Origin of the sequence: Barnesiella sp. An55, assembly GCF_002161555.1 — a bacterium.
Taxonomy (GTDB): Bacteria; Bacteroidota; Bacteroidia; order Bacteroidales; family Barnesiellaceae; genus Barnesiella; species Barnesiella merdipullorum.
On the sequence record NZ_NFHZ01000011.1, the window covers coordinates 79,955 to 103,351 of the forward strand.

Below are 23,397 nucleotides of genomic sequence, written 5' to 3' on the forward strand. Positions count from 1 at the left end.
ATATGTTGAACGAAAAGAATATCGAATCCATGAACTGGTTCGCTCGGATTGCCGTCGCGATGAGGCATGCCGGACGATGGCCTCGGGTACTGTTGCTGCTGGTTGTATTGCTGGAGAGTATCTCGATGTATGGCCAACTTTCTATCAACCCGGCCCGGCCGGCCTATAACATAAGGCGCATATATGTCTCGCCCAGTGGTGCCGGTACCTTCGACGGTTCGTCGTGGGCCAATGCCGCCAAGGGGTCCGATTTGCAGGCAATACTCCGCTCGACCGATACGTGGAACAACATCAACTCTACGTTGCAGATTTGGGTGGCCGCCGGTACCTATATCCCCACCGAACCGTTGTCGCCTGGCGACGAACGCAGTGCTTCGTTTGTCTTGAAAGGCAACCAGGTAGTGGTTTATGGCGGTTTCCGGGGTCAGGTGTTCGACGACTTGGGAGCCTTGGTCTATGCCGGAGAAAACAGCCTTGAAGAGCGTGTATATGGCAATGTGCTCTCGGGTAACCGACAGGAACCGTGGGCTTTGGCCTACCAGACTGTTTTCTCGGGCGACCGACTCGGCAACGATAATATGGGCGAAAGCGAAACGACTATCGCTTCGCTCGACCCTTCGCATAATACAAGCCGTGCCGACAACCTCAATACGGTAGTCACTTTCGATCCTACGAGCTCCGATGTGGTCCTCGATGGAGTTACCATTACCGGTGGATCGGCCAATGGGACTTACGATGCCGCCTATGGTGGCGGTGTGCAGTTGAGTGGTATGAGGTGCGGTTTGCAACGCTGTCTGCTCCTCTATAACTTTGCCGTGCGAGGAGGTGCTGTCTATATCAAGAAAAACGGCGGAGCCGATGCTCAACGCTGTTTTGTCAATAACTCGGTGATGGTTTCCAACTCGGCCCTGGACCGTTATGGCTATGGCTATGGTGGCGGTATCTACTCCGAGGCCGGCGTTATTTTCAATAACCTCATTTACAATAATAATGGTGGCGGTATCTGTGCCTACGATGCTACCTCGGTTGTCAACAATACGATTGTCAACAACCAGTTGTATGGGATAGGCCGTCCTTCCGATGCCAATGTACCGGGTTCGTCGATTACCGTATCCAATACGGTCGTGTGGAATATCGACCTGCTCAATCATGCCGGGTTGAGAGACTTTGAGGCTCTCACCGACAAGGTGGCCAATTGTGCCATTGTCAACTGGAACGAATCGGATGGTACCGATAATATCTCGTTGCAACCCTATAACGACCAGGTGCAATCGACCCCCAACTTTGTGAATCCTACAACTCAGGTGGGAATCATTTTGGAGCCGGCCTATGCCGATTTGGCTCCGTCGTTCCTCCTGCAGCAAAACTCGGCGCTCCTCTCCAAAGCCGAGAGCTCGTGGATGACAAACCTGAATATCTACTACGGTACCGATATCTCATACGATATCGCCGGTAAACCCCGGGTGGTGAGCCAGTCGCTCGATATAGGAGCCTATCAATATCAACCGGTAACCGGCCGTAATATTCTGTATGTGAGACAACTTTCGGCCGATGAGCCAGAGCTTGCTCCCGGCGAGGTGCGCGACGGCAGTTCGTGGCGTCTGGCCCTGCAGGATGTGCAGATGGCTATCGACCAACTCTATGCCCGCCAGGTAATAGGTGAGGTATGGGTTGCCGGGGGTACCTACTATCCTACTACGACCTTTACCGATGAAACCGGAGCAAAAGGAAATACCGAGCGCCATCGCTCGTTTGTGATGCGAAGCGGTATCTCGGTCTATGGTGGTTTCCGAGGGCAGACGGGCGACGAGGGAATCAACAACAGCACGACCCGTCCGCGCGACCCCAATCATCCCGATGCCAACTGGGCATTTGTCAACCGCACCATCTTCAGTGGCGATATCGATCGCAACGACGAGGCTCAGAAGGGATGGAGGTGGAATGCCAATAGCCAGAGTTGGGAACAATACTACGGCCGCAACTCCTACCATGTAGTGTGGTTTGCTTCGGAGGGCTTTTATGAGCGTACCACACAATACGAACCGGTTGCTGCCAAACCACTGGCCGTAGAGACCACCCTCGATGGCGTGATCATCACTGGCGGATGTGCCAACTATGGCGAGCGGGGCGAATCGACCCGCATGGGAGCCGGCGTCTATCTGGTGGAGAGAGGTGTAGTCTCCAACTGTATCATTTACCAAAACTATGCACTCACTCGAGGTGGCGGTGTGATGATGAACAACGGCGGTACGGTGCTGAACAGCCTGGTATTCCGCAATGCTTCGCCGGGTGTGCAGGTGCGCAACGGTGTAGGTGGCGGTATCTATATTTGGGGCGACGGTATTGTGTCGCGTACAACCGTTACCAATAATACGGCCCGCGTGGGTGCCGGTATCTATGTGGGCGAGGCTGAGTTTAACAACCCCAACTATGAAGAGTATCAGAGCGATATGTACCGGGGCGTCTTGAGTAATGTACTCGTGTCGAACAACACGGCTTCGTCCGACGCCGGAGCCATCTATTTCGATCGGGTGGGAGGGCTCACCTCTTCGACGGTGGTGAAGAACTACTGTTCGGCGGTAGCCTCAGACCAGGACGGAAACTCGGGCGGTATGGTGGTCGATGGATTCGGTATCGTCTATAACTCGGTACTGTGGGGTAATGCCACGATCGAACATACCCGCCAGTTCTTCGGCGAGAACGGTCGTTTGGCCAGTGCCTCGGCACCCGCTTCGATACAGGTTTACAACACGGCGTTGCAAAACTTGTCCAATACCATTTGGGGCGTAAATACCGTTACACAAAAGACTTATGCGCTGGCCGACCAGAATAGCTCCGATGGTTCGTCGTCGTCATACACCTCCAATTATCCCGACTTTACCAATCCGGTGGTCGATGAGCTCGATGTGACCAATGCTCCGGCAGGTGTTTATCAAACGTCGGCCGACGATGTGGCCGGGTCTCAGACGCTCGACGGTGCTCTGCACACGATTTATGATGCCCAGCTGTGGATTCCGTCGGAATATTCGGCCCTGCAACGAAAAGGTGGCACCTCGTCCGATGCACCGTATGTGCAATATACACCGGTACACATGCAGTTTTATGTACCGGCTACCGGTATTTTGAGCAAAGCCTATGTCGAGCCTCGTGTGTTGGGAGCCTTTGCTTCCGACCGTCCGGCCATACAATATAGTGTAATCGAAGATGATGGCGTGGAGAAACTGGTTGTTTTCGTCGATCCCGCTACCGACCGCGACCTCTCGGGAGCCTCGTGGGATTCGCCCATGATATCGGGTAACCAGGCTCTTGAGTATCTGGCCTCTCTCCCCGCCACCGAACATCCCGGAGCCTCCCGCGAAGTGTGGGTGAAAGCCGGTACGATTAACCCCGTATGGAGGGCCGTGGGTAGCGACCGTCGCACCTCTTCGGTAGTGTTGCGGGGCGGTGTCTCGCTCTATGGTGGCTTCAATACCAAACTGACGGGTACCGAAGGTTCCACAACCGAGGGCAAAACCTTTGTCCCGGCTGGAGGCAGCGAGGCCGAGCCTGTGCGCAACCCGGTCAATTACCGCACGGTATTCGATGGCTCGCTGGCCGGTGGAAATCTGTATCACGTGGTCACTATGTCCGACGAAGGTACGGCCGTTATCGACGGTTTCCACATTGTCAATGGCAATGCCTCCGATGGTTTCTCGGTATTCAAGTCGGGTGGTGGTATTCTGCATGAGAACGGTACGCTGTATGTGCGTAACTGTATGATCGAGAACAATATGGCTTCCAACGGCTCTGGTATTGCCATGCTGGCTACCGCCGATAAAATGGTTATGACCAATACGGTGGTCAACAACAATACCAATACCGGTTTGGTGAGCGATCCTCTTCATGCTGCGGTAGCTCTCCAAAACGATGCCCGCATAAACCACTGCACTTTTATTCACAACAACGCTCCGGCCATTTGTGCCATCAGCGGGCAGTTGATGCTCTACAACTCGGTGCTGTGGGGAAACACTACAACCGGGACTATTGCTGCCAACGATTTGCAAATCACGGGAATGGCTACCAGTCTGGATATCCGTAACAATGCCATACAGTATGCTCCCGACGACTGGGCTCTCTGGAGCGACAACATGCAGTTGAGTGTTGTGTCGGGCGACCCCATGTATCCCACCTTTGTCAATCCTACTCGCAGCATAGGAGCCGTTTCGTCTGGTTACGACACTCCGCTGGGAGGTCCTGCCCGGTTTGAACCCAATTGCGAATCGCCGCTGGTCATTGCCGGTGACGAGAGTGTGGTGGGCGACCCAGACCTCTTTCTCGAGGCCGATATCACGGGTCATAACTATGTAGTGGGTGGTGCCCCCGATATAGGTGCCTACGAGGCAACCTGTTTGAACCCCATCGGGTCGGTTCTCTATGTGCGCAGTGGCCCGGCCGGTACGGCCGCCTCGCCCCAAACGACCTACTTCGGTACGGGCGACGGTTCGTCGTGGTCGAATGCCATCAACGGTAATGCCTGGTATGGTTTCGACGACGGTCTGCCCTACGACCAAATCGAGTATGACAGCAGCGATGCTACCGACTATATCACCGGTTTGCAGTATGCCGTGAATATGGCTTATAAAGCTTCGTTGAAAAAGGAAGCCGATGGATCCATTGCCTACACGCCGTTGAATTATTACGAATTGGCTTGGTGGACTGATCAACAACAGACTTCCATCAATATCCCTGCGGTCGATACCACGGCTCTGGTCGAGGTGTGGGTAGCCGAGGGCGAATATACCAGCCGTCGCGGATTCTTCATGCGCGATGCCGTGCAGGTATATGGAGGATTCCCCGCTACCGGTACACCCGGTAAGGAGGAGCGTAATCCCCGGGTATATAATACGATTATTCAAACCATGACCACTGCCGAAGCTGCTCAAGTCGATGCTGCCGGTGAGAATCATTCGCTTTATGGCCCTATTTGCGGATTCAGTACACAGAACTCTTATGATTTGAACTCGGGTTATGCAAGTTCCAATAAAACCCGTCGGGTACTTACACAACCCTTCCCTTATTATGAACGTACGAAACAAGGGAATTTCAGCGATTTGTCGAGTACCGAGTTGGCCAATCGTCCGCTCAATCCCTTTGTTATGGAGACTATTTGGGATGGCTTTACCATACAGAATGGACGTACCCGCATCAACCACGGTAAGGATGGTGGTGCCGGTGTGGCCCTGCGCAAGAATGGTCGTCTCGAGAATTGTGTGATTCGCAACAATATCAATTATGTTCCTAATTCGACAGGAGCAGGTCCCAATGACAATCGTAATGCTGTTCAAGGACGTGGTGGTGCCGCTTTTTGTAATGATGGTGTCTTCTCCAACTGCTCGTTCTTCAATAACAAATTGGGCCCTCGTTATTGCGAAAACTATGGTGGTGCCATATATATGCGTGCCGGTACGGCCTATAACTGTGTGTTTGTGGGTAATGTGGCCAACACGGGTACAGCTCGAGGCTCGGCCGTTTATCTCGAAGTAGGTAGCTTCTATAACAATACGGTATCCGATAACTCGGGATCGGAAGGTGCTATCTATGGAGGTAACTGGTTCCTGGAAAATGGGGGTGGTGCCAGTGAGATGAATATCTATAACACGATTGTCTATCACAACAATTCGACATATCAAATTTATAAAGCTGCTGGCTGTGTCATGACTTTGAGCCGTTGCTGTGTACCTTCTTATAACGGGTATCTCAATAACGGTAATCTCACGGTCGAGGGGCTTATCAATGCCGATCCACAGTTTGTCGATCGCACGCCGACCAACAAGGAGAATGCCAACTATCGTCTGCAGGGTACGTCGCCCTGTATCAATGCGGGTAACAACAACCCCGAGGGGATTACGTTGCCCGAGACCGATATGGACTATACCGATCGCTTCAAAGACTGTTCGATCGATATCGGTGCCTATGAGATAGACCAGAGCGAGCCTATCATGCCGGCTACCAAGACGATCAATGGCGAAGTGGTGGGTATCATCTATGTGACCAAAGCGGCCAACGGTACGGTCGATGGTTCGTCGTGGGCCAACGCCGCCTGTGAAGCCAAGTTGCAAAAGGCACTCAACTGGGCCGGATACATTATCCATAACAAAGAGACCTATGCCTCGGGCAAATATCGCGATATCACCCGCATACAGGTGCGTATTGCCGCTGGGACCTATTATCCCACCGATGCCGTGTTGCCCGACCAGCCGCGAACGACTACCTTTATCATCCCGGCCGGCGTCGAGGTATATGGCGGTTTTGCCGGAACCAACGACGACGAGACTATCGAAGATCGCAATATCCAGGTGAACCAAACGATTTTCAGTGGTATGATAGGCAGCTCGGCCGAAGAGAATTCGTATCATGTGGTAACCTTTGGTATGAAACAGAACCAGGACAATGCTTCGGTACCGGCCGAAGGGGCTACCTATTACGAAGATACCAACCCCGAGATTGCTTTGCTCGACGGTATCTATCTCACCGACGGTAATGCCAATCACCCCTCCGATGCCGACTGGCAGTCGGGTGGAGGTGCCAAGGTCACGGTCAATGGGCTGTTGCAAAACTGTTTTGTTTACAACTGCGCTGCTTCCGATAAGGGTGGTGGTGTCTATTTGGCACCGGGTGGACGGGTTACCGGTTCGGTCATCTATGCCAACGAGAGTGCCAACGGTGGTGGCATTTATGCCGGCGACAACTCGATGGTGGTGAACTGTACGGTTGTCGATAACAAGACTACGACCAATGGTGTAGGCGGTGGTATCTCGTTGGGCAACAAACCCATTATCCTCAACTCGGTATTCTGGATGAACGACTCGGGCAACGGTAAAAACATCTATGGCAATATGTCGCAACAGGTCGATACCACCTTTGCCGGCACACACTACGAGAGCTATATCTTCAGCCACTGTGCCGTCGAGGGGCTCAAGGTGGTGGGCTATGGCAACATGGCTTTGACCAGTTTCAACGAAAATAATACCACGGTTGTAGGTCAGAATACTCCCGGGTTTACCGACCCCGACAATAATGACTTTACACTCAAACGCATCTCGTCGCTCATTCGCTCGGGCATACAGGTCGAGCAACCCGATGCCGACTTGATGGAAGCTCTGCACCTGTCGCAACTCGACATGTTGGGAACCAGTCGCTACTATGAGAGTGATGGTTCTACTCTGCGCGACTACTTCGACATAGGAGCACTCACTTATGATGGTACCTTGTTTATCGACCCGGATATCGATGCCGTACAGGGTGAGGGTGGAGTGTATCGTCTGTATGTGTCGCAAACGGCACAAGGCTTGGCTTCCGGTCACAGCTGGCGCAACGCTTTGGGCGATATCCAGGAGGCACTCGACTATTTTGCCAACGATGCCAACTTTGTCAATGATCCCCAGGCCGCCAATCGTCAGTGTGAGATTTGGGTATCGAAGGGTACCTACAATCCCAAGAAAGCTGTGCAGGAGGCCAATAAGGGAGCTTCGTATGTGCTCAACCGCTATACTTCGATATACGGAGGTTTCAGAGGTAGCAACCTGCCCTATTACGAGGGTTGGATCGAGACGTTCAAGACCAATCCGTCCAATCGGGTGACCGCTACCGGTACCTGGAATGAAGCCGATTACAGTTACACGCTGGGCGGTGATGGTGCAATTACCTTCAAGCCCAACGTAAAAGCGTTGGCCAACGAGCCCTCTTCGTGGTTCCTCCACTTCACGACCAACCAGACTTCGGCAACGAAGCCGACCGTTACGGTCAATGGCATGACTCTTCCCGACAAATTGGTTTTACCGGTAGTCTCGACCGATTCGACCACCGAGTATATATATGACCTGCGTTATCTGGCTATTGGTAATACCGATTGGGAGACGGCTCCTGTTATCGAGACCGTGCAGATTGCGAATCTGCCTGCCGGGACTACGCTATACAGCGCTACCATCGACAACCGCAAGTCGGCTACGACAACGGCTACCGCAATTGTTTCGACCAGTCCCGTGTATGATTTTGGCTCGGGCCAGTATATCGATATCGTGCTCGAAGACAAGACCGAGAGCTTTACCATGTCCGATCAATACTATGCCGGAGAGTCGTTCTTGAGCGAGCGTCCCCGTCAGGACTGGAACGGAAACGGTTTGCTCGAAGACTTTGAGTATGCCAACGAGTCGATTCTCTCGGGCGATGTCGGCGGTGGCTCGGGTACGGCCCATGTGGCCTATTATGGCGATGCCGATGCTACGCGTCGGATTGTACTCGACGGCTTGAAACTGATCAAAGGTAATACCTTGTGTGCCGACCACGGCGGAGGTGCCTTGTGTGCCTTGGGTCCTGTGACCCTGCGCAACTGCCAGTTGCTGCTCAACGAGTCGAGCTTTGGCGGTGGTGCCGTGTATGCCAGCGACATTGAGATTTATGGCTCTATCTTGGGCGGTAATGCGGCTACCGGCAAGTCGGGCGGCGCCGTTTACCTGCGCGAGGGCGGCCGGTCGCATATCGTCAACAGTGTGATTTACAACAATACGGCAGCGACAGGCTCGGCCTATTATGCCGAGTCGGGCACTGAGTCGCAACTGGTCAACAATACGATAGCGCGCAACTCGAGCGACGAAAGCGGGTCGGGCAGTGCCTCCACGGGTTGTACCGTCTATGCCGCCTCGGCCTCGGGCAACACGCTCACCAATACCGTGCTGTGGGGTAACGACGATGCCGACTGCATCAATACCGGCAACTGGGAGGTAGTGACCTCGGCTGCCGATGTCGATGAGTCGGTGGGTAACTTCGAGGTATTCCTCGACCGAGCCAATGCTGCGGTGATGGGCCCGCGCTTCGGATTCCCCAGCGACTATGCCGGAGCCGAGAACTACTTTGCCATGGCCGACTTCTCGTTGCCTTCGCTGTCAACCCTCGTCAACCGGGGAACCAACGGCGGTACGCGTAAACTGAATACGACCATCCAGATGAACCCCGACGGGTCGGTACAAAGCACGACCATCACTGCCGATCCTGTGGTACTCGACGGCTCGGGCAAGGGCTACTATGCCGCACAAAATCAGTGGGGCCGGGAGAATGTGCCCGATACCCTCAACAGTAAATGGCGTATTACCAAGGAGCCCGATACCTACCACATTATTAAACAGAATGGTGTCGATATGATTGACGTGAAGGAGTGGAAAGAGGGTATTATCGATATCGGAGCCTATGAGTACGAATCGGTATCGCTCACACCTTTCGGTGGTAACATTCTGTATGTGAAGAGCACCGAAGCTGTCTCGGACCAAGAGAATAATGGCGAGACCTGGGAGCAGGCTACCTCGAATATCTATCAAGCCATACAGGTATTGTTGCTCAGCCCCAACACGAAAGACAAATATATTAAGATTGCTGCGGGTGAGTATATGCCTTATCTGAAGGACGACGAAGGCGGTTATTCGTTTGTGGTGTCGAAACCCTATGTCGAGAACCTCGGCAACATGACCAAGAGCCTCACCTTCCGCGGTGGGTATCCCGACAACATTACGGGTACCGATGTCGCTATGGATAACCTGCGCGACCCTGTTCTGTACCCGACCTACATCCGGGGCAACAGCGACGATTCGAAACACCTTTTCTATATCGATAAGTCCATGGATACGGCTGGTGAAAACGGTACGTTGTCGCCGGTTTATATCGAGGGTCTCACCTTCCTCGACGGTAACGCCTCCGACGCTACGGGCGAGGGCTCGACCGGTGCGGCCATCTATGGGGCTAACGCGAGCACTACGGTGCGCAACAGCGTGTTCGTGTCGAACCGCGCTGCCGGTGCAAACGGTGCCGCTGTCTATCTGAACAAGGGTAATATCTACAACTCGGTATTCCATACCAACGAGGCTTGGGGTATTGCCATGGGTGGCTCGGGCAATATCATCAGCAACACGATTGCCGACAATACCCGGGGCGGACTCTATGGCCGTGGTGCTACGGCCGGTGATCCGTTGCAGGTCTATAACAACATCATCTGGCGCAACTATGCCGGGCAGACTCCGTCGGCCGACGATTTGAATCATCAAATCGACGTAAACAACGCCACCTTGTACAGCAACGCCATCCAAATCGACGACCAGGTGGCCGAGCAGCCCAATGCGGTTTATACCTATTGGAACTCGTCGGCTCAGGTAACGCTGGGTGACTTGGCTGCCAACGTGAACAAGACCTTGAGTTCCGACAACGAGAACATGTCGTATGGCCCCCGCTTCGAAGCTCCCGACGAGACCGAGCCGCTGAACAAGAAGTTTGGCATACGTCCCGGGCGCAAGCTCATCAACACAGGCTATCGCTACATGACCGGTGGCGTTTACAATAAGGAAGAGAACGACAAGTGGTATGCCGATTTGTTTGCCTACTATCCCTTCGGTTCGGTCGAAGAGCCCGTAGCCGCAGGCGATTCGCTGGCCCGCGTGATGTTTGTCGATGCCGGTGGCAGCCGTCGTATTGCCGGTAACAGCATCGATATTGGTGCCTATGAGTACCAGCGGTTGTTCTATCCCAACCTCTATGTGAAACCCGACGGATTTGGTCTGGGCTCGAGTTGGGACGATGCCATGGGCGACCTTCAGGAGGCTGTTTACTCGGCCTACTATTCGGGCGATCCCGACGAGAGTGGAACCTACGGTACCGTGTGGGTAGCCGGTGGTGACTATGTGTTGCCCACTACCTTGCAGTGGATGGCCAATGTGAAGGTGTATGGCGGTTTCAGAGGTACCAACGAGACCGAGATTACCCAGCGTCAGGGTCTGTTGGAGGAGAACGCTCCCAACAGTATCCTCTCGGTCGAGGCCGAGGGCGTGCCGGTTGTCCGCTCGGACAACGACCACCTGGCCGGAACCATTGTGGAGAACTGGGCCGAACTGAACGGATTCCATATCAAGGGTGGCAAGAACAGCCCGGCAGTCATCTTGGCCGACTCGTTTGCCATTACGAACAGTGTGATATATGACAATGTGAACCCCGACGGGGCTACGGTCGATAGCGACGGTTTGCTCTATAATGTGCTGCTGCACGACAACGAAACCGCCGGTGCCCAAATCAGTCAGGGCGATCATGCGGCAGCCGTGCATGTAACGGCTGTGGGCGACCAGGCTCAAATCGTGGGAACCGGTAAGGTAATCAACTCGATCAACGGTACCGCAACCCAACTGGGCGGTGTCTCTTATGCTCCCCAGTATGTGGGCGACTATCTCCCCGATGAGGCCCATCTGCGCTACCAGCTTTCCGACCGGGCCGATACGCTGCTCTTCTGCGTTGGGGAGTTGCAGGAACCGGGCCAGGATGGCACAACCCAGATTGGCAACTATACCGTTCCCAAAATCAGAAATGGCAGCAGCTACGACGATATCATCAACCTCTCGACCGATTGCGACGTCTTGGGCAACAAGCGTATTCAATCGCATAAACCGGTGGGCGACGACCATATGATACGTCCCGACTATGGTTGCTTCGAGACCTGGAATACCGATAACGATCAGGTAGTGAATATCAGCGATAGCGATTATCCGCGTGCCGGTAGCGTGGTCTATGTGGGCAAGCGGGGTGAGTTGCGGCTCTCTACCGCTTTGACCAAGGAGTTCGCTCCCTCGTATCTGTTGCTGCGCCATGCTGCCGGAGTGCGAGCCGGCAACCATGCCTTGTCGCTCTACAACCTGGCCATCGAGCGAGACCTCAATCCGCTCATCGATGCCTCTACGGCCGACTGGAATATGGTGAGCCTGCCCTTCTCTCTCCAGGTGGGTGAGGGTACGTTGCAGAACGGTATTACCATCGACGGGCATGCCATAGAGGCTATCCAGGCTGCCGACGAGACGACCGGCAATGCATCGAGCCTCTACCTGTATGGATACGACGGAGCCAAGCGTGCCGAGGATCTGTATAGCAAGGCCGCTCCCCAAAACAGCAAATACTGGACCTTTGAGAACAATCAGATAGGAGCCAACGTGGGTTACCTCGTGGCTACCCCCTCGGCTTCGAGCGGAGTGACCGTGCGCTTCTCGAAATCTTCGACGGCACAGCCTGTCTATGAAGAGGCCGCCACGGGCACGAAGAGCTTGTTCCTTGTGCAGCACAACCTGAAGAATGTGGTCAACGGACGGCCTCAGTTTACCTACAAGGAGAACATGGGTTGGAATCTCTTCGGTATTCCCTACCTCTGCTCCTATACCAGTGAGCAGATGAGCATCGACCACATACTCTATGGCTACGATGCGACTGCCCGTAGCTTTGTGACGATGAATTCGTGGGAAGGCAACACGATAACGCCCTTCTCGGCTGTGTTCACCCAGACGGCTACGATTGCCGAGTCGGAAGAACTGAAATTCGGCAAGCCCGCTATTCCGCTCGATACCTCGCCTGCGCCTCAAGGCATACGGTTGAGAATTGCCGGCAGCAACCTTTCGGGTGGTAGCGATTGCGTGTCGCTGGTAGCCGATGTGGTAGAGGACAAGCCCATGACCTTCGACATGAGCAGCGATGCATTGAAGATGATGAGCTTCGATCCCAGAGTGCCTCAGATGTATGTGTATAATGAGGATGGCGTGCGGTTTGCCCACACGCAGAGTGCCGATATCGAGGGCGAGACTCCGCTGGGAGTTTATACCGGTGAATCGGGTATCTACGAAATAGCCTTGACCGACGACTCGGACTACGACCGCTACGAGGCCGTGATCCTGACCGACCGGGCAACCGGCAACAAGGTCGATTTGAAACAGGCTTCGTATAGCTTCTCGGTCGATGACCGGGCTGCCGACAACGGTCGTTTTGTCCTGTCGTTTGGCCGACTCTCCGACGAGATGCTGGCGCCCACGTTCTATTCTCCCGCCAAGCGCCTCTTGCGGGTAGTCAATCTGCAAGGCAACGAGACTATTTATATCTACGATTCATTGGGCCGGCAGAGTGCGGTTCGTAAAGCATCGGGAGCCGTCGAAGAGATTACACTCGAATCGGGCATCTATGTGGTACGGATCGGCAAGAAGAGCCCGGTTCAAGGGAAAGTGGTAGTGAAATAATTTTGAAGAGTGAGGCAAGGGGGCTTTGACGAGCCACATCCAGCCTCACTCTTTTGAAAAAGAAAAAGATTCGCATTGTGTCGGTGTAAGGTGCCCGTTATGGGCCGGCTTTACCGAATGTAAGCAATAGCGAATTTTCCTTGCCAAAAACGGAAAGAGTCCTGTCTCTCCTTGTGAGTCGGGGCTCTTTTTATTATGGGCCGACAGAAGCTGGTAAATCCGTTTTCTCCCGCATGATGGGGCAGGGTATTCGCTTGCTATTCTTGAGAGATGGCGGTGAGGAGGGGCAAAAATCTCGGGCGAGTTTGGCTTTTGCCTTTGACTTGCACTATCTTTGCTTGGTAAAAACAGGAGAGGTATGAACGATTTGATATGCAAGGCACTGTTTATCGACTTGGACGATACGATATGGGATTTCAGGGCCAACTCCAAATTGTCGTTGCGACAGATTTACGACGAGTTCTCGCTCGAGCGGGTATTCACCGGGTATGAGCAGTTCCAGTCGTTGTATATGACGGCCAACCACGAGCTGTGGGAGGCCTATCATCACAACCGGGTGACGAAAGATTTCCTGATTGTGGAACGTTTTGCCCGGCCATTCAGGCAGGTGGGCAGTGCCTTGAGCGACGACCTAGAGTTTATCATGTCGATCAACCACCGCTATCTCGACGTGCTGGCCCAGCAGAAGACACTGGTGCCGGGGGCTATCGACCTGCTCGACTACCTCACGGCCAAGGGGTATCCGTTGTACATCTTGAGCAACGGTTTTGCCGAGGTACAGGCGCGTAAATTACAGTCGGGTGGCATAGACCGTTACTTCAAACGGTTGATTCTCTCCGACGAGATAGGCATCACCAAGCCCGATCGCCGGCTCTTCGACTATGCCTTGCAGGTGGTGGGGGCCGATGCCGCCGATACTGTAATCGTGGGCGACAACTATGATGCCGATATCTTGGGGGCGATGAACGCCGGGTGGCGGGCCATCTATTTCAACCGCGACAACCTGCCCGTGCCAGGGCCCCAACCCCACTATATGGTTACCGAGCTGGTTCAGCTGAAAACGATTCTGTAGGGGCGGGTGCTGCCATTGCAAGTCGGCCTGGAGTTCGGACGCTTGCCTGTGAGAACAGACTCCGTTCGGGTGTGATTTATTCCTTGGTGCGCAGCTTCTTTTGGGCGCGTCGGGCCTGCTCCTCTTCCCAACTGTATGTGCGTTGGCGGTCGGCCTCGGTAACGGGGCGAATGACGTGACACGGGTTGCCGCCGGCAATGACGTTGGCCGGGATGTCGGTAGTCACCACGCTGCCGGCTGCGATGATGCTGTTGTCGCCGATGGTCACACCCGGGGCTATGGTCACCCCGCCACAAATCCACACATTGTTGCCGATGGTGATGGGCCAGGCATATTCGAGCCACTCGTTGCGACGCTCCACATCGGTGGGGTGCCCGGCGGTATAGAGCCCCACGTTGGGAGCAATGAGCACATTGTCGCCGATGGTAATGGGTGCCTCGTCGAGCATCACGCAGTTGTAGTTGGCAAAGAAGTTTTCGCCCAGGTGAATGTTGTGCCCATAGTCGCACAAGAAGGGCGACACGAAGGTAAATCGCTTGGGTGCCGTGCCCAGAATGGAGCGGAGCAGTTGCTCGCGTTCTTCGGTCTGTGAGGGAAGCAGGCGATAGTTGAGTTCGAAAATCTTGTTGCGGGTGGCTTGCAGCTTCACCAGTAGTTCGGGGGCCGAGGCGTCGTAGAGCAGCCCCTTTTCCATCTTTTCTTGTTCGGTCATCATCGGGTCAAGGTTTATTGAAAAAGTGCAGACCGTCGATTTTCGACAGCCGGTTTTTGAGGTTCTCCATGCGCGAGCGGCGTATGCGCAGAGTCATCTCGCAGTCCATGTCGAAGAGTTGCGAAATGATGGCCGGCCCCTCCTCCTTGACGACACGCATCACCTCGTTCATGAGAGGGTATTCGAAGCCAAACCGCACCTCGTCTTCGACCTGTCGCTCCACGATTTCGTTGGCGGCGATGGCCTCGGCAGCCGCTTCGCGGTAGGCGACAATCAGTCCGCTCGTGCCCAGTTTGATACCGCCGAAGTAGCGCACGACGACGATGAGGATATCGGTGAGGTTGGCCGAGTTGATTTGCCCCAGTATGGGTTTCCCGGCCGTGCCCGAAGGCTCGCCATTATCGTTCGATCGGAACTGGGTACGCTCGGGCCCCAGCATGAAGGCCCAGCACACATGGCGGGCATCGTAATACTCCTTTTGGTACTTCTCGAGCTGTTGCTTCACTTCGTCGAGCGTGGTGACGGGGATGGCAAAGGCAAGGAACTTACTCATCTTCTCCTTGTAAATTCCCTCCGAAGTGCGCGATATGGTCAGGTAGGTGTCGTCCATGTAGCAAAAAAAAGAGCTTACCTCTGCAAAAGTAAGCTCTTTTTGGGGAATACACAAGTATCAATATTTGTGATCGTTGTTCTCCATCTCGCCGGCGGTGATGGGTTTCTTGTCCATGGCCCGCCACACATAGAAGATGTAGGCCAGTACAAAGGGGATGAGCAGCGAGACTATGCTCATGGTTTTGAGGGTGAAGAGGCTCGACGAGCTGTTGTAGATGGTGAGCGAGCTCTGCATGTCGGCGGCCGAGGGGTAGTAGGGGGTATTGTTGTAGCCGGCGATGAAGAAGAGGCTCAGCACTACCAGCACGGTGCCGACGCCCGAGAACCAGATGCCTCGGGTGAAGTGCTGCCCGAATACCGAGCGGATGAGGGCATAGAGTACCAGCACCACTCCCACGAGGAACATGAAGGCTACCCACGGCATCTCGATGAGGTTGTGGAAATACTTGTAGGGACGGGTAAACACTTCGCCGGTGAGTGGGTTGGTCTCGTAGCCGGTGGCCAGCAGGGTGGCTGCGACGAACGAGAGGAAAAGCAGCACGAACAGGATGCCGTTGAACAGTACCTGCCGACGCGAGCGTTCAAAGAGGGTGTCGTCCTTGATATTGTTCATGAAATAGAGAGCCCCTTGTGTGCGAGCCAGGAAGAGTACGGTGAAGCCCAGCAGCAGGTTGCGCACGTCGAACAGAGCCTCCAGACCGTTACAGTTGTTGGTCCAGCTGCTGATGACCGGCGAGCCGGGAGTTGTGAGGTTGCCTTTCTCGACCACGAAGTCGGCCCCGGTGAAGAAGGTTCCCACGGCTACACCCAGCAGCACGGGGCCCACCACACCGTTGACAAAGAGGAAGGCGTCGTAGGTCTTCTTGCCCAGGAAGTTGCCGCTCTTTGAGCGGTATTCATACGACACGGCCTGTATGATAAAGCTGAACAGGATGGCCATCCACAGCCAGTAGGCCCCACCGAAACTGGTGGAGTAGAAGAGCGGGAAGGAGGCAAAGAAGGCGCCACCGAATACCACGAGGGTGGTGAAGGTGAATTCCCACTTGCGGCCCAGCGAGTTGACCATCATGCTCTTTTCGATTTCGGTTTTACCCATGGTCGCCAGCAGCGACTGTCCGCCCTGCACAAAGAGCAGGAATACCAGTATTGAGCCCAGCAGCGAGATGAGAAACCACCAGTAGTGCTGGTAGAATAGTTCGTTCAGTTCCATAGTATGTCTTTATTTTTTTTCGGTTCCTTTTTTAATTTGTTTCAGCATGATACCCACCTCGGCGATGAGCAGGATGGTAAAGAGGGAGGCAAACAGCCAGAAGGTGGTTTGCACCGAGGCTACCTCGATTTTCGAGATGGCGGCAAAGGTAGGCATGATATCCTGGATTACCCACGGCTGGCGTCCCATCTCGGCTACCACCCAACCGGCTTCGAGGCAGACGTAGCCCAGCGGAATGGTGAGTATGGCCACCCACAACATCCATTTGAGGCGAGGCAGTTTCTCTTTGTAGGAGAGGAAGAGCACGAGGGCAAAGAAGAGGATGAAGTAGCCACCCAGTATGATCATGATGTGGAACGAGTAGAAGACAAACGGTACATGGGGTATGAGTTGCTCGACCGAGTCGATATAGCCGTAGCCGAAGTACTCGTAGTTGGCGTCGAGTCGGGCCCGGGCCTCGTTCATGGCCGTGGTGTCGTTGTTTTGCCGGGCCGTATTAAAGTCGGCCAGGGCCGCGATGGCCAGGCGTCCGCGCTCCATCTTCTCCTGAGCCGAGAGGGCGATAATCTCTTCGCCCTTGAGATTCTTGTCGGGGTAACCGCCGTCGATGATGTCGTTGATACCCGGCACGAACCCGTTCACCTCGCGGGTAGCCAGGATAGAGAGCAGCTTGGGAATGGGGATGTCGAAGATGAATTCCTTCTCGTTGTTGTTGAACTCCTTGGCCGGATTGAGGATACCGAAGGCGATGAGCTCCTGCCCCTCTTTGCCGTGATAGACACCCTCCATGGCAGCCAGCTTCATGGGCTGCTTGTCGGCCACCTGGTAGGCCGATCCGTCACCGGTATAGGCTACGACGAGAGCCCCCACCAAACCTACCCAGGCACCCACGCGGATACTCTGCTTGGCCAGGAAGTTCTCCCGGTTCTTGAGCAGATACCACGAGCTTACGCCCACGACAAAGATACCGCCCAGCACCCAGCCGGCCGAGATGGAGTGGAAAAACTTGTTGATGGCTACCGGCGAGAGCACCAGAGCCCAGAAGTCGTCCATGACGTTGCGGGCAGTTTCGGGGTCGAATTTCATGCCCACGGGATACTGCATCCACGAGTTGGCCACCAGAATCCACAGGGCCGAAATCGAGGCACCTATGGCGGTGAGCCAGGTCGAGGCCAGGTGGAACCGTTTGCTCACTTTGTTCCACCCGAAGAACATCACGGCAATGAAGGTCGCCTCCATGAAGAAGGCCATGATACCCTCGATGGCAAGCGGTGCCCCGAAGATATCGCCCACGAACCAACTGTAATTCGACCAGTTGGTGCCGAACTGAAACTCGAGAATGATACCGGTAGCCACCCCGATGGCAAAGTTGATGCCGAAGAGAGTCATCCAGTATTTGGTAATGGTTTTCCAGCGTTCGTCGCCGGTGCGGTAATAGATGGTTTCCATGATACCGACGATTACGCCCAGCCCCAGAGTGAGGGGGACGAACAGCCAGTGATAAAAGGCGGTGAGGGCAAACTGTGCCCTCGACCAGTCAACGAGCGTAAATAGATCGTTCATAACTCTTGTGATTGTTGTGGTTGAGAATTATAGGGATTGGTTAGATTTTCGATTACGGCATTGGCCCGTTCTTCGTCGGTGTCGAAATCCTTTTGCAAGATGTTGGGGAAAAAGAAGAGCTTGAGGATGAAAAACATGATGAACAGTTTGATGAGAATAATCGCCCAAAGTGTTTTTCCCAAGGTCATTGACCGGAACCCTTCGAGGTAGAATCGCCATACCCGCAGCAGGACGTTGTCGTTTTTCAAGGTCTTGTATTCTTCCATAGACAGGAGGTAATAGGTGAAGAAAGTTTTCGCAATATTCGGTAAAATTTGTGATTGATACAAATTTATAACCATTATTTTTATGAGACATGAGTCGTTTTTTATCAGTAACGACTGGGGTGGAGATTTGGTTTGGAATAATTTCCAGAAAAAAATGGAACAGTATCAATAAATTGTGTTACCTTTGTGGCGCATTGGTTTCGAAACCCCGTTCGGGGTGTAGAATGAAAAGGGAATCGGGTGCAAGTCCCGAACAGTCCCGCTGCTGTAAGCTCCCATAGAGGTGCCGAGAATACTTGAAAGCCACTGATTATGACGATTGGGAAGGCCTCGGTTACCGGAGTAAGTCAGAAGACCTGCCATGCTTTGTGTCATTAGCTTTCGGGGGGTAGAGCTTGTGAATCTGCAGAGGGGGATGACAATACCCGCATCTGCCTGTTTACATTGAACTTTTTGGGAAAGAACCCGCCCGAGGCTGTAAAAGAATAGTCCGATGGAAAGACTTTGTCGTTGGGTATCGTTTGGTTGTATAATCGTGGCGCTGGCACTTGTGCCGGGGCGGGCGTGGGCCGGTGCGCCTTCGTCGCCCGACTCGATACAGACCCAGAGCCTGGGCGAGGTGATGGTTACCGCCAACCGGTACAGCGAGGTGATTCCCTCCCAGAAACTCGCGGGGAAGGAGTTGCAGGCGCTCAACAGCTTTTCGGTAGCCGATGCCATACGCTATTTCTCGGGGATACAAATCAAGGACTATGGCGGAGTGGGCGGTTTGAAAACCGTCAACATCCGTAGCATGGGTACCAACCACATGGGGGTCTATTACAACGGCATCCAGTTGGGCAATGCCCAGAACGGACAGGTCGATTTGGGCAAATTCTCGCTCGAGAATATCGAGGAGATTTCGCTCTATAACGGGCAGAAGAGCGAGATATTCCAGTCGGCTCGCGAGTTCGGTTCGGCCGGTTCCATCTATCTTACGACCCGCCGGCCCAAGTTCAAACCGGGCGAGAAATCGCACCTGAAAGCCTCGCTGAAGGCCGGTTCGTTCGATCTCATCAACCCCTCGGTACTCTTCGAATACAAGCTCAGCGAGAGTGTGAGCATGACTTTCAACAGCGAGTGGACCAACTCGAGCGGCAAGTATAAGTTCCGTTACAAGCGGGTTACCCCTTCGGGCGAGGTGGCCTACGACACCACGGCTACCCGGCAAAACGGCGATATTGATGCCGTGCGCTTCGAGGGCGGGTTGCAGGGCTATCTCTCCAACGGTTTCTGGAAAGCCTATGTCTATCATTACAGTTCCGAGCGAGGAATCCCCGGCGCCATTGTCAACAACGTGTGGCGCAACGGCGAGCGGTTGTGGGACCGCAACTCCTTCGTGCAGGGCGTTTATCAGCAGGATATCACACGCAAATACAGCCTCAAGGTCAATGCCAAATATGCCTTTGACTACACCCACTATGTGAACAACGACGACAAGCTGATGCGGGTCGATAACCAATACAAGCAGCGTGAGGTCTATGTGTCGGTGGCCAACAAGTACTCGATACTTCGCAACTGGGACATGTCGGTGGCCTATGACATGCAGTGGAACGGCTTGTCGGAGTATCTCTCGGCCAGCCGCTACACGCACTGGATTTCGGCGGCTACCGCCTTTTCGCTGGCCGACCGTCTCAAGATGCAGGCCAGCGTGCTGGCCACCCTCGTCGATGAGACTACCGAGGGGCAGGCCAAGGCTCCCAACAAGAGCAAGGTGACCCCGGCCCTCTTCCTTTCGTACCAGCCGCTCAAGCGATACAACTGGGTGTTGCGTGCCTTCTATAAACAGATATATCGCATGCCCACCTTCAACGACCTCTATTATACCGATATGGGTAATGCGGCCTTGAAACCCGAGAGTGCCACCCAGTACAACGTGGGGTTCACCTATGCCGTGGCTCCCAAAACGGGATTCCTCTCGGGATTCCACACCGGGGTCGATGCCTACTATAATCTGGTGAAAGACAAGATTGTAGCCTATCCCAAGGGGCAGCAGTTTCGCTGGACCATGCTCAACCTGGGAAAGGTCGATATACGGGGCATCGACGTGCAGGCAACGGCAACCTTCCGTCTGCCTCTCGAGATGGGGCTGATGACCAAGGTACAATATACCTACCAGGAGGCTATCGATATTACCAGTCCCAGCGACAACTACTACCGCGACCAGATACCCTACATCCCCTGGCACAGTGGTTCGGCCATTCTGGGACTCACCTACAAGGATTGGGGGCTCAACTACAGTTTTGTCTATGTGGGCGAGCGTTACAACCAGCAGGAGAATATCGAGTACAACTATGTGCAGCCGTGGTACACGAGCGACATATCGCTGGTGAAGTCGTTCAAAATCAAAGCCGTGTCGCTGAAGGTGACGGCCGAGGTCAACAATCTTTTCGACCAGGCCTACGATGTGGTGCTCAACTACCCCATGCCCATGCGTAACTATCGGTTTGGCATAGCTATCGAATTATGATGAGAGGCAGTTTTTTACATATAATCACCGGAGTGGTGTTGGCGATGCTGGCGACGATGACCTCGTGTCGCGAGGACGATGTAATCATCCTCACCGAGTATGAGCCCTATCCCGGCATGCTCGATACCTCGTCGCCCTACGCCGGGCTTTACCTGCTCAACGAGGGGAATATGGGGTCGAACAAATGTACGCTCGACTTTGTCGATTTCGAACAGGGCGAGTATGCCCGCAACCTCTATGCCGAGCGTAATCCAAACGTGGTCAAGGAGTTGGGTGATGTGGGCAACGATATACAGATTTACGGCTCCAAACTCTATGCCGTCATCAACTGCTCGCACAAGGTCGAGGTGCTCGATGCCCGCACCTGCAAGCGCATCGGGCAGGTCGATATCCCCAACTGTCGCTATGTAACCTTCGACGGGGGGTATGCCTATGTGTCGGCCTATGTGGGGCCGGTGGGGATTGACCCCAACGCCCAGCTGGGAGCTGTGTTCCAGGTCGATACGGCTACTCTCGAGGTGACTGCCGAGGTGACGGTGGGCTATCAGCCCGACGAACTGGTTGTGCAGGACGGGCTCATCTATGTAGCCAACTCGGGCGGGTATCGCAAACCCAACTACGACTATACGGTATCGGTGGTCGATATCGCCACGATGACCCAGATACGCAAGATTCCCGTGGGGATAAACCTGCATCGCATCCGGGCCGACCGCTACGGCAAGCTGTGGGTGTCGTCGCGTGGCGATTACAACACGGTGCCCTCGCGCCTCTTTGTCCTGGAGAAGGATGGGCGCACCGGCCGCATGGAGGTGAGCGACACGCTCGATATCCCGTGCAGCGAGATGGAAATCTGTGGCGACTCGCTCTACCTGTACAGTGTGTCGTGGAGCGATGTGTCGCAGGAGAATAGCGTGACCTATGGCATTGTCGATGTGCGCACCGGCAAACTGGTCTCCGACAACTTTATCAAGGACGGTACCGATGCCGACATCGATATCCCCTATGGGTTGAAGGTGAACCCCTACAACGGCGACATCTATGTGACCGATGCCAAGAACTATGTCTCGAGCGGGAATCTGCTCTGTTACGGCCGCGACGGGAAATTGAAGTGGAAAGTACGCACTGGCGATATCCCTGCGCACATGGCTTTTTTGAAAAAAACTAACTGATGGATATGAAACGAATCTTGTACCTTTTTCCGATGCTTTGGCTTCTCTTTTTGACCGCTTGCCAAAGCGATACCCCGGCCATGATTTCGCTGGGACTCGACGATGCCTATGTGGTGGAACGCATGAAGAGCCTCTCCCTTCACCCCCAGTTCTCGGGCGAGCGGTATGAGTGGCACCTCTCTTACGAATCGACAGCCGTCGATTCGCTGGTGGCGACTACCCGCGACTATACCTTTGTCGCTCCCAAGACCGGGACTTATTGGTTGAAGCTGAACATCTACGATGCGGTTAATCCTGTGGAACATCTCATGCAGATTGTCGTACACGATGAGGAGGTTGCCTATAGTCCCTACATTACCCGGGTCCTCGAATATCGTCCGGCACCGGGACAGTTTGTCAACGAGTTGCCGCAATATAACGAGGGAGATACCGAGGAGACCATGCGGCAAAAGGCCGAGGATTGTCTGGCCTATAATGCCGGTACCCTGGTGACACTGGGCGGTTATGGCGGTTACATTGTCGTAGGGTTCGACCACACGATAGTCAATCACCCGGGCGAATACGACTTCAAGATTTTGGGCAATGCCTTTTACTCTTCGTCAGCCCAGGGGGCCTCGGGGGGAAGCAGCGAGCCCGGTATCGTGATGGTATCGGTCGATGTCAACGGCAACGGTATTGCCGACGATGCGTGGTACGAGCTGGCTGGCAGCGAATATGGCAAGGAATCGACGGTGAAGAACTACCAGATTACCTACTATCGCCCCGACGAAGGCAAGACTCCGGAGCCCGGTACCGATCCCAGTGTAACCGATGCAACTTATGTGCGCTGGACCGATAATCAGGGGAGCACGGGATATATCTCGAAGCTGACCTATCACAAGCAAGCATACTATCCCCAATGGCTTGCGAGCGAAACCCTTTCGTTCGAGGGTACCCGCCTGGCCGATAATGCTGTCGATGAGAGTGGCAACGGTTCCTACTATGTGCTCTATGCCTATGACTGGGGCTATGCCGACAATCATCCCAACGACAGCGAAAAGTCGAATTTCAAGATCGATTGGGCCGTCGATGCCCAGGGTAATCCCGTGACGTTGCCGGGTATCGATTTCGTCAAGATATATACCGGGGTCAACCAGTTCAACGGTTGGTTGGGCGAGTGCTCGACCGAGGTGGCCGGAGTAACCGATCTCCATGTCGATGCTCATTGAAAAACACACGATAGAGAC

Annotated in this window: 10 protein-coding genes and 1 riboswitch; of the genes, 5 read left to right on the forward strand and 5 right to left on the reverse strand. The window is 54.3% G+C overall.

The window, feature by feature from the left end; genetic code table 11:
* Positions 1 to 2: 2 nt before the first annotated feature.
* Both B5G10_RS08125 and B5G10_RS08130 read left to right on the forward strand, forming a co-directional pair.
* A complete protein-coding gene (locus B5G10_RS08125) occupies positions 3 to 13,058 on the forward strand; it encodes a choice-of-anchor Q domain-containing protein (protein WP_143241098.1) in 13,056 nt (4,351 codons plus the stop codon).
* A 358-nt stretch (positions 13,059 to 13,416) separates the two neighbouring features.
* Positions 13,417 to 14,130, forward strand: a complete 714-nt coding sequence (locus tag B5G10_RS08130; protein WP_087424239.1) for a YjjG family noncanonical pyrimidine nucleotidase — start codon at positions 13,417 to 13,419, stop codon at positions 14,128 to 14,130.
* A 76-nt stretch (positions 14,131 to 14,206) separates the two neighbouring features.
* Here B5G10_RS08130 and B5G10_RS08135 read toward each other — a convergent pair whose 3' ends face one another.
* Genes B5G10_RS08135 through B5G10_RS08155 form a run of 5 tightly spaced genes read right to left on the reverse strand, consistent with a single transcriptional unit; the run spans position 14,207 to position 18,493 of the window.
* Positions 14,207 to 14,845, reverse strand: a complete 639-nt coding sequence (locus tag B5G10_RS08135) for a sugar O-acetyltransferase (RefSeq protein WP_162612484.1) — start codon at positions 14,843 to 14,845, stop codon at positions 14,207 to 14,209.
* A 4-nt stretch (positions 14,846 to 14,849) separates the two neighbouring features.
* Entirely contained in the window at positions 14,850 to 15,452 is a 603-nt protein-coding gene (locus tag B5G10_RS08140) for a YigZ family protein (protein ID WP_087424240.1), read from the reverse strand.
* A gap of 60 nt (positions 15,453 to 15,512) precedes the next feature.
* Positions 15,513 to 16,664 (reverse strand): cytochrome d ubiquinol oxidase subunit II, encoded by a 1,152-nt coding sequence (gene cydB / locus B5G10_RS08145; protein WP_087424241.1) that lies wholly within the window; start codon positions 16,662 to 16,664, stop codon positions 15,513 to 15,515.
* Between the two features lie 9 nt (positions 16,665 to 16,673).
* Positions 16,674 to 18,227 (reverse strand): cytochrome ubiquinol oxidase subunit I, encoded by a 1,554-nt coding sequence (locus B5G10_RS08150; RefSeq protein WP_087424242.1) that lies wholly within the window; start codon positions 18,225 to 18,227, stop codon positions 16,674 to 16,676.
* Positions 18,224 to 18,493 carry a DUF4492 domain-containing protein gene (locus B5G10_RS08155; RefSeq protein WP_087424243.1) on the reverse strand — a complete coding sequence of 90 codons (270 nt, stop codon included), beginning with the start codon at positions 18,491 to 18,493 and terminating at the stop codon, positions 18,224 to 18,226. Before B5G10_RS08155 ends, B5G10_RS08150 begins: the two co-directional genes overlap by 4 nt.
* A gap of 178 nt (positions 18,494 to 18,671) precedes the next feature.
* A riboswitch (cobalamin riboswitch) is annotated at positions 18,672 to 18,872 on the forward strand.
* Positions 18,873 to 18,986: 114 nt separating this feature from the next.
* Between B5G10_RS08155 and B5G10_RS08160 the strand changes: the two genes are divergently transcribed.
* The 3 genes from B5G10_RS08160 to B5G10_RS08170 are packed head-to-tail and all read left to right on the forward strand — an operon-like array spanning position 18,987 to position 23,379.
* The gene (locus tag B5G10_RS08160; RefSeq protein WP_087424244.1) at positions 18,987 to 21,002 is read left to right on the forward strand and encodes a TonB-dependent receptor; all 2,016 of its coding nucleotides are present in this window, start codon (positions 18,987 to 18,989) and stop codon (positions 21,000 to 21,002) included.
* The gene (locus B5G10_RS08165) at positions 20,999 to 22,171 is read left to right on the forward strand and encodes a DUF5074 domain-containing protein (RefSeq protein WP_164470659.1); all 1,173 of its coding nucleotides are present in this window, start codon (positions 20,999 to 21,001) and stop codon (positions 22,169 to 22,171) included. Before B5G10_RS08160 ends, B5G10_RS08165 begins: the two co-directional genes overlap by 4 nt.
* A 5-nt stretch (positions 22,172 to 22,176) precedes the next feature.
* The gene (locus tag B5G10_RS08170; protein ID WP_087424262.1) at positions 22,177 to 23,379 is read left to right on the forward strand and encodes a cell surface protein; all 1,203 of its coding nucleotides are present in this window, start codon (positions 22,177 to 22,179) and stop codon (positions 23,377 to 23,379) included.
* The last annotated feature ends 18 nt before the right edge of the window (positions 23,380 to 23,397 follow it).

Excerpts from the sequence above, each read along its gene's own strand:
- B5G10_RS08125 (WP_143241098.1), top strand. The coding sequence starts at position 3 with ATGTTGAACGAAAAGAATATCGAATCCATGAACTGGTTCGCTCGGATT.
- B5G10_RS08130 (WP_087424239.1), top strand. The coding sequence starts at position 13,417 with ATGAACGATTTGATATGCAAGGCACTGTTTATCGACTTGGACGATACG.
- B5G10_RS08135 (WP_162612484.1), bottom strand. The coding sequence starts at position 14,845 with ATGATGACCGAACAAGAAAAGATGGAAAAGGGGCTGCTCTACGACGCC.
- B5G10_RS08140 (WP_087424240.1), bottom strand. The coding sequence starts at position 15,452 with ATGGACGACACCTACCTGACCATATCGCGCACTTCGGAGGGAATTTAC.
- cydB (WP_087424241.1), bottom strand. The coding sequence starts at position 16,664 with ATGGAACTGAACGAACTATTCTACCAGCACTACTGGTGGTTTCTCATC.
- B5G10_RS08150 (WP_087424242.1), bottom strand. The coding sequence starts at position 18,227 with ATGAACGATCTATTTACGCTCGTTGACTGGTCGAGGGCACAGTTTGCC.
- B5G10_RS08155 (WP_087424243.1), bottom strand. The coding sequence starts at position 18,493 with ATGGAAGAATACAAGACCTTGAAAAACGACAACGTCCTGCTGCGGGTA.
- B5G10_RS08160 (WP_087424244.1), top strand. The coding sequence starts at position 18,987 with ATGGAAAGACTTTGTCGTTGGGTATCGTTTGGTTGTATAATCGTGGCG.
- B5G10_RS08165 (WP_164470659.1), top strand. The coding sequence starts at position 20,999 with ATGATGAGAGGCAGTTTTTTACATATAATCACCGGAGTGGTGTTGGCG.
- B5G10_RS08170 (WP_087424262.1), top strand. The coding sequence starts at position 22,177 with ATGAAACGAATCTTGTACCTTTTTCCGATGCTTTGGCTTCTCTTTTTG.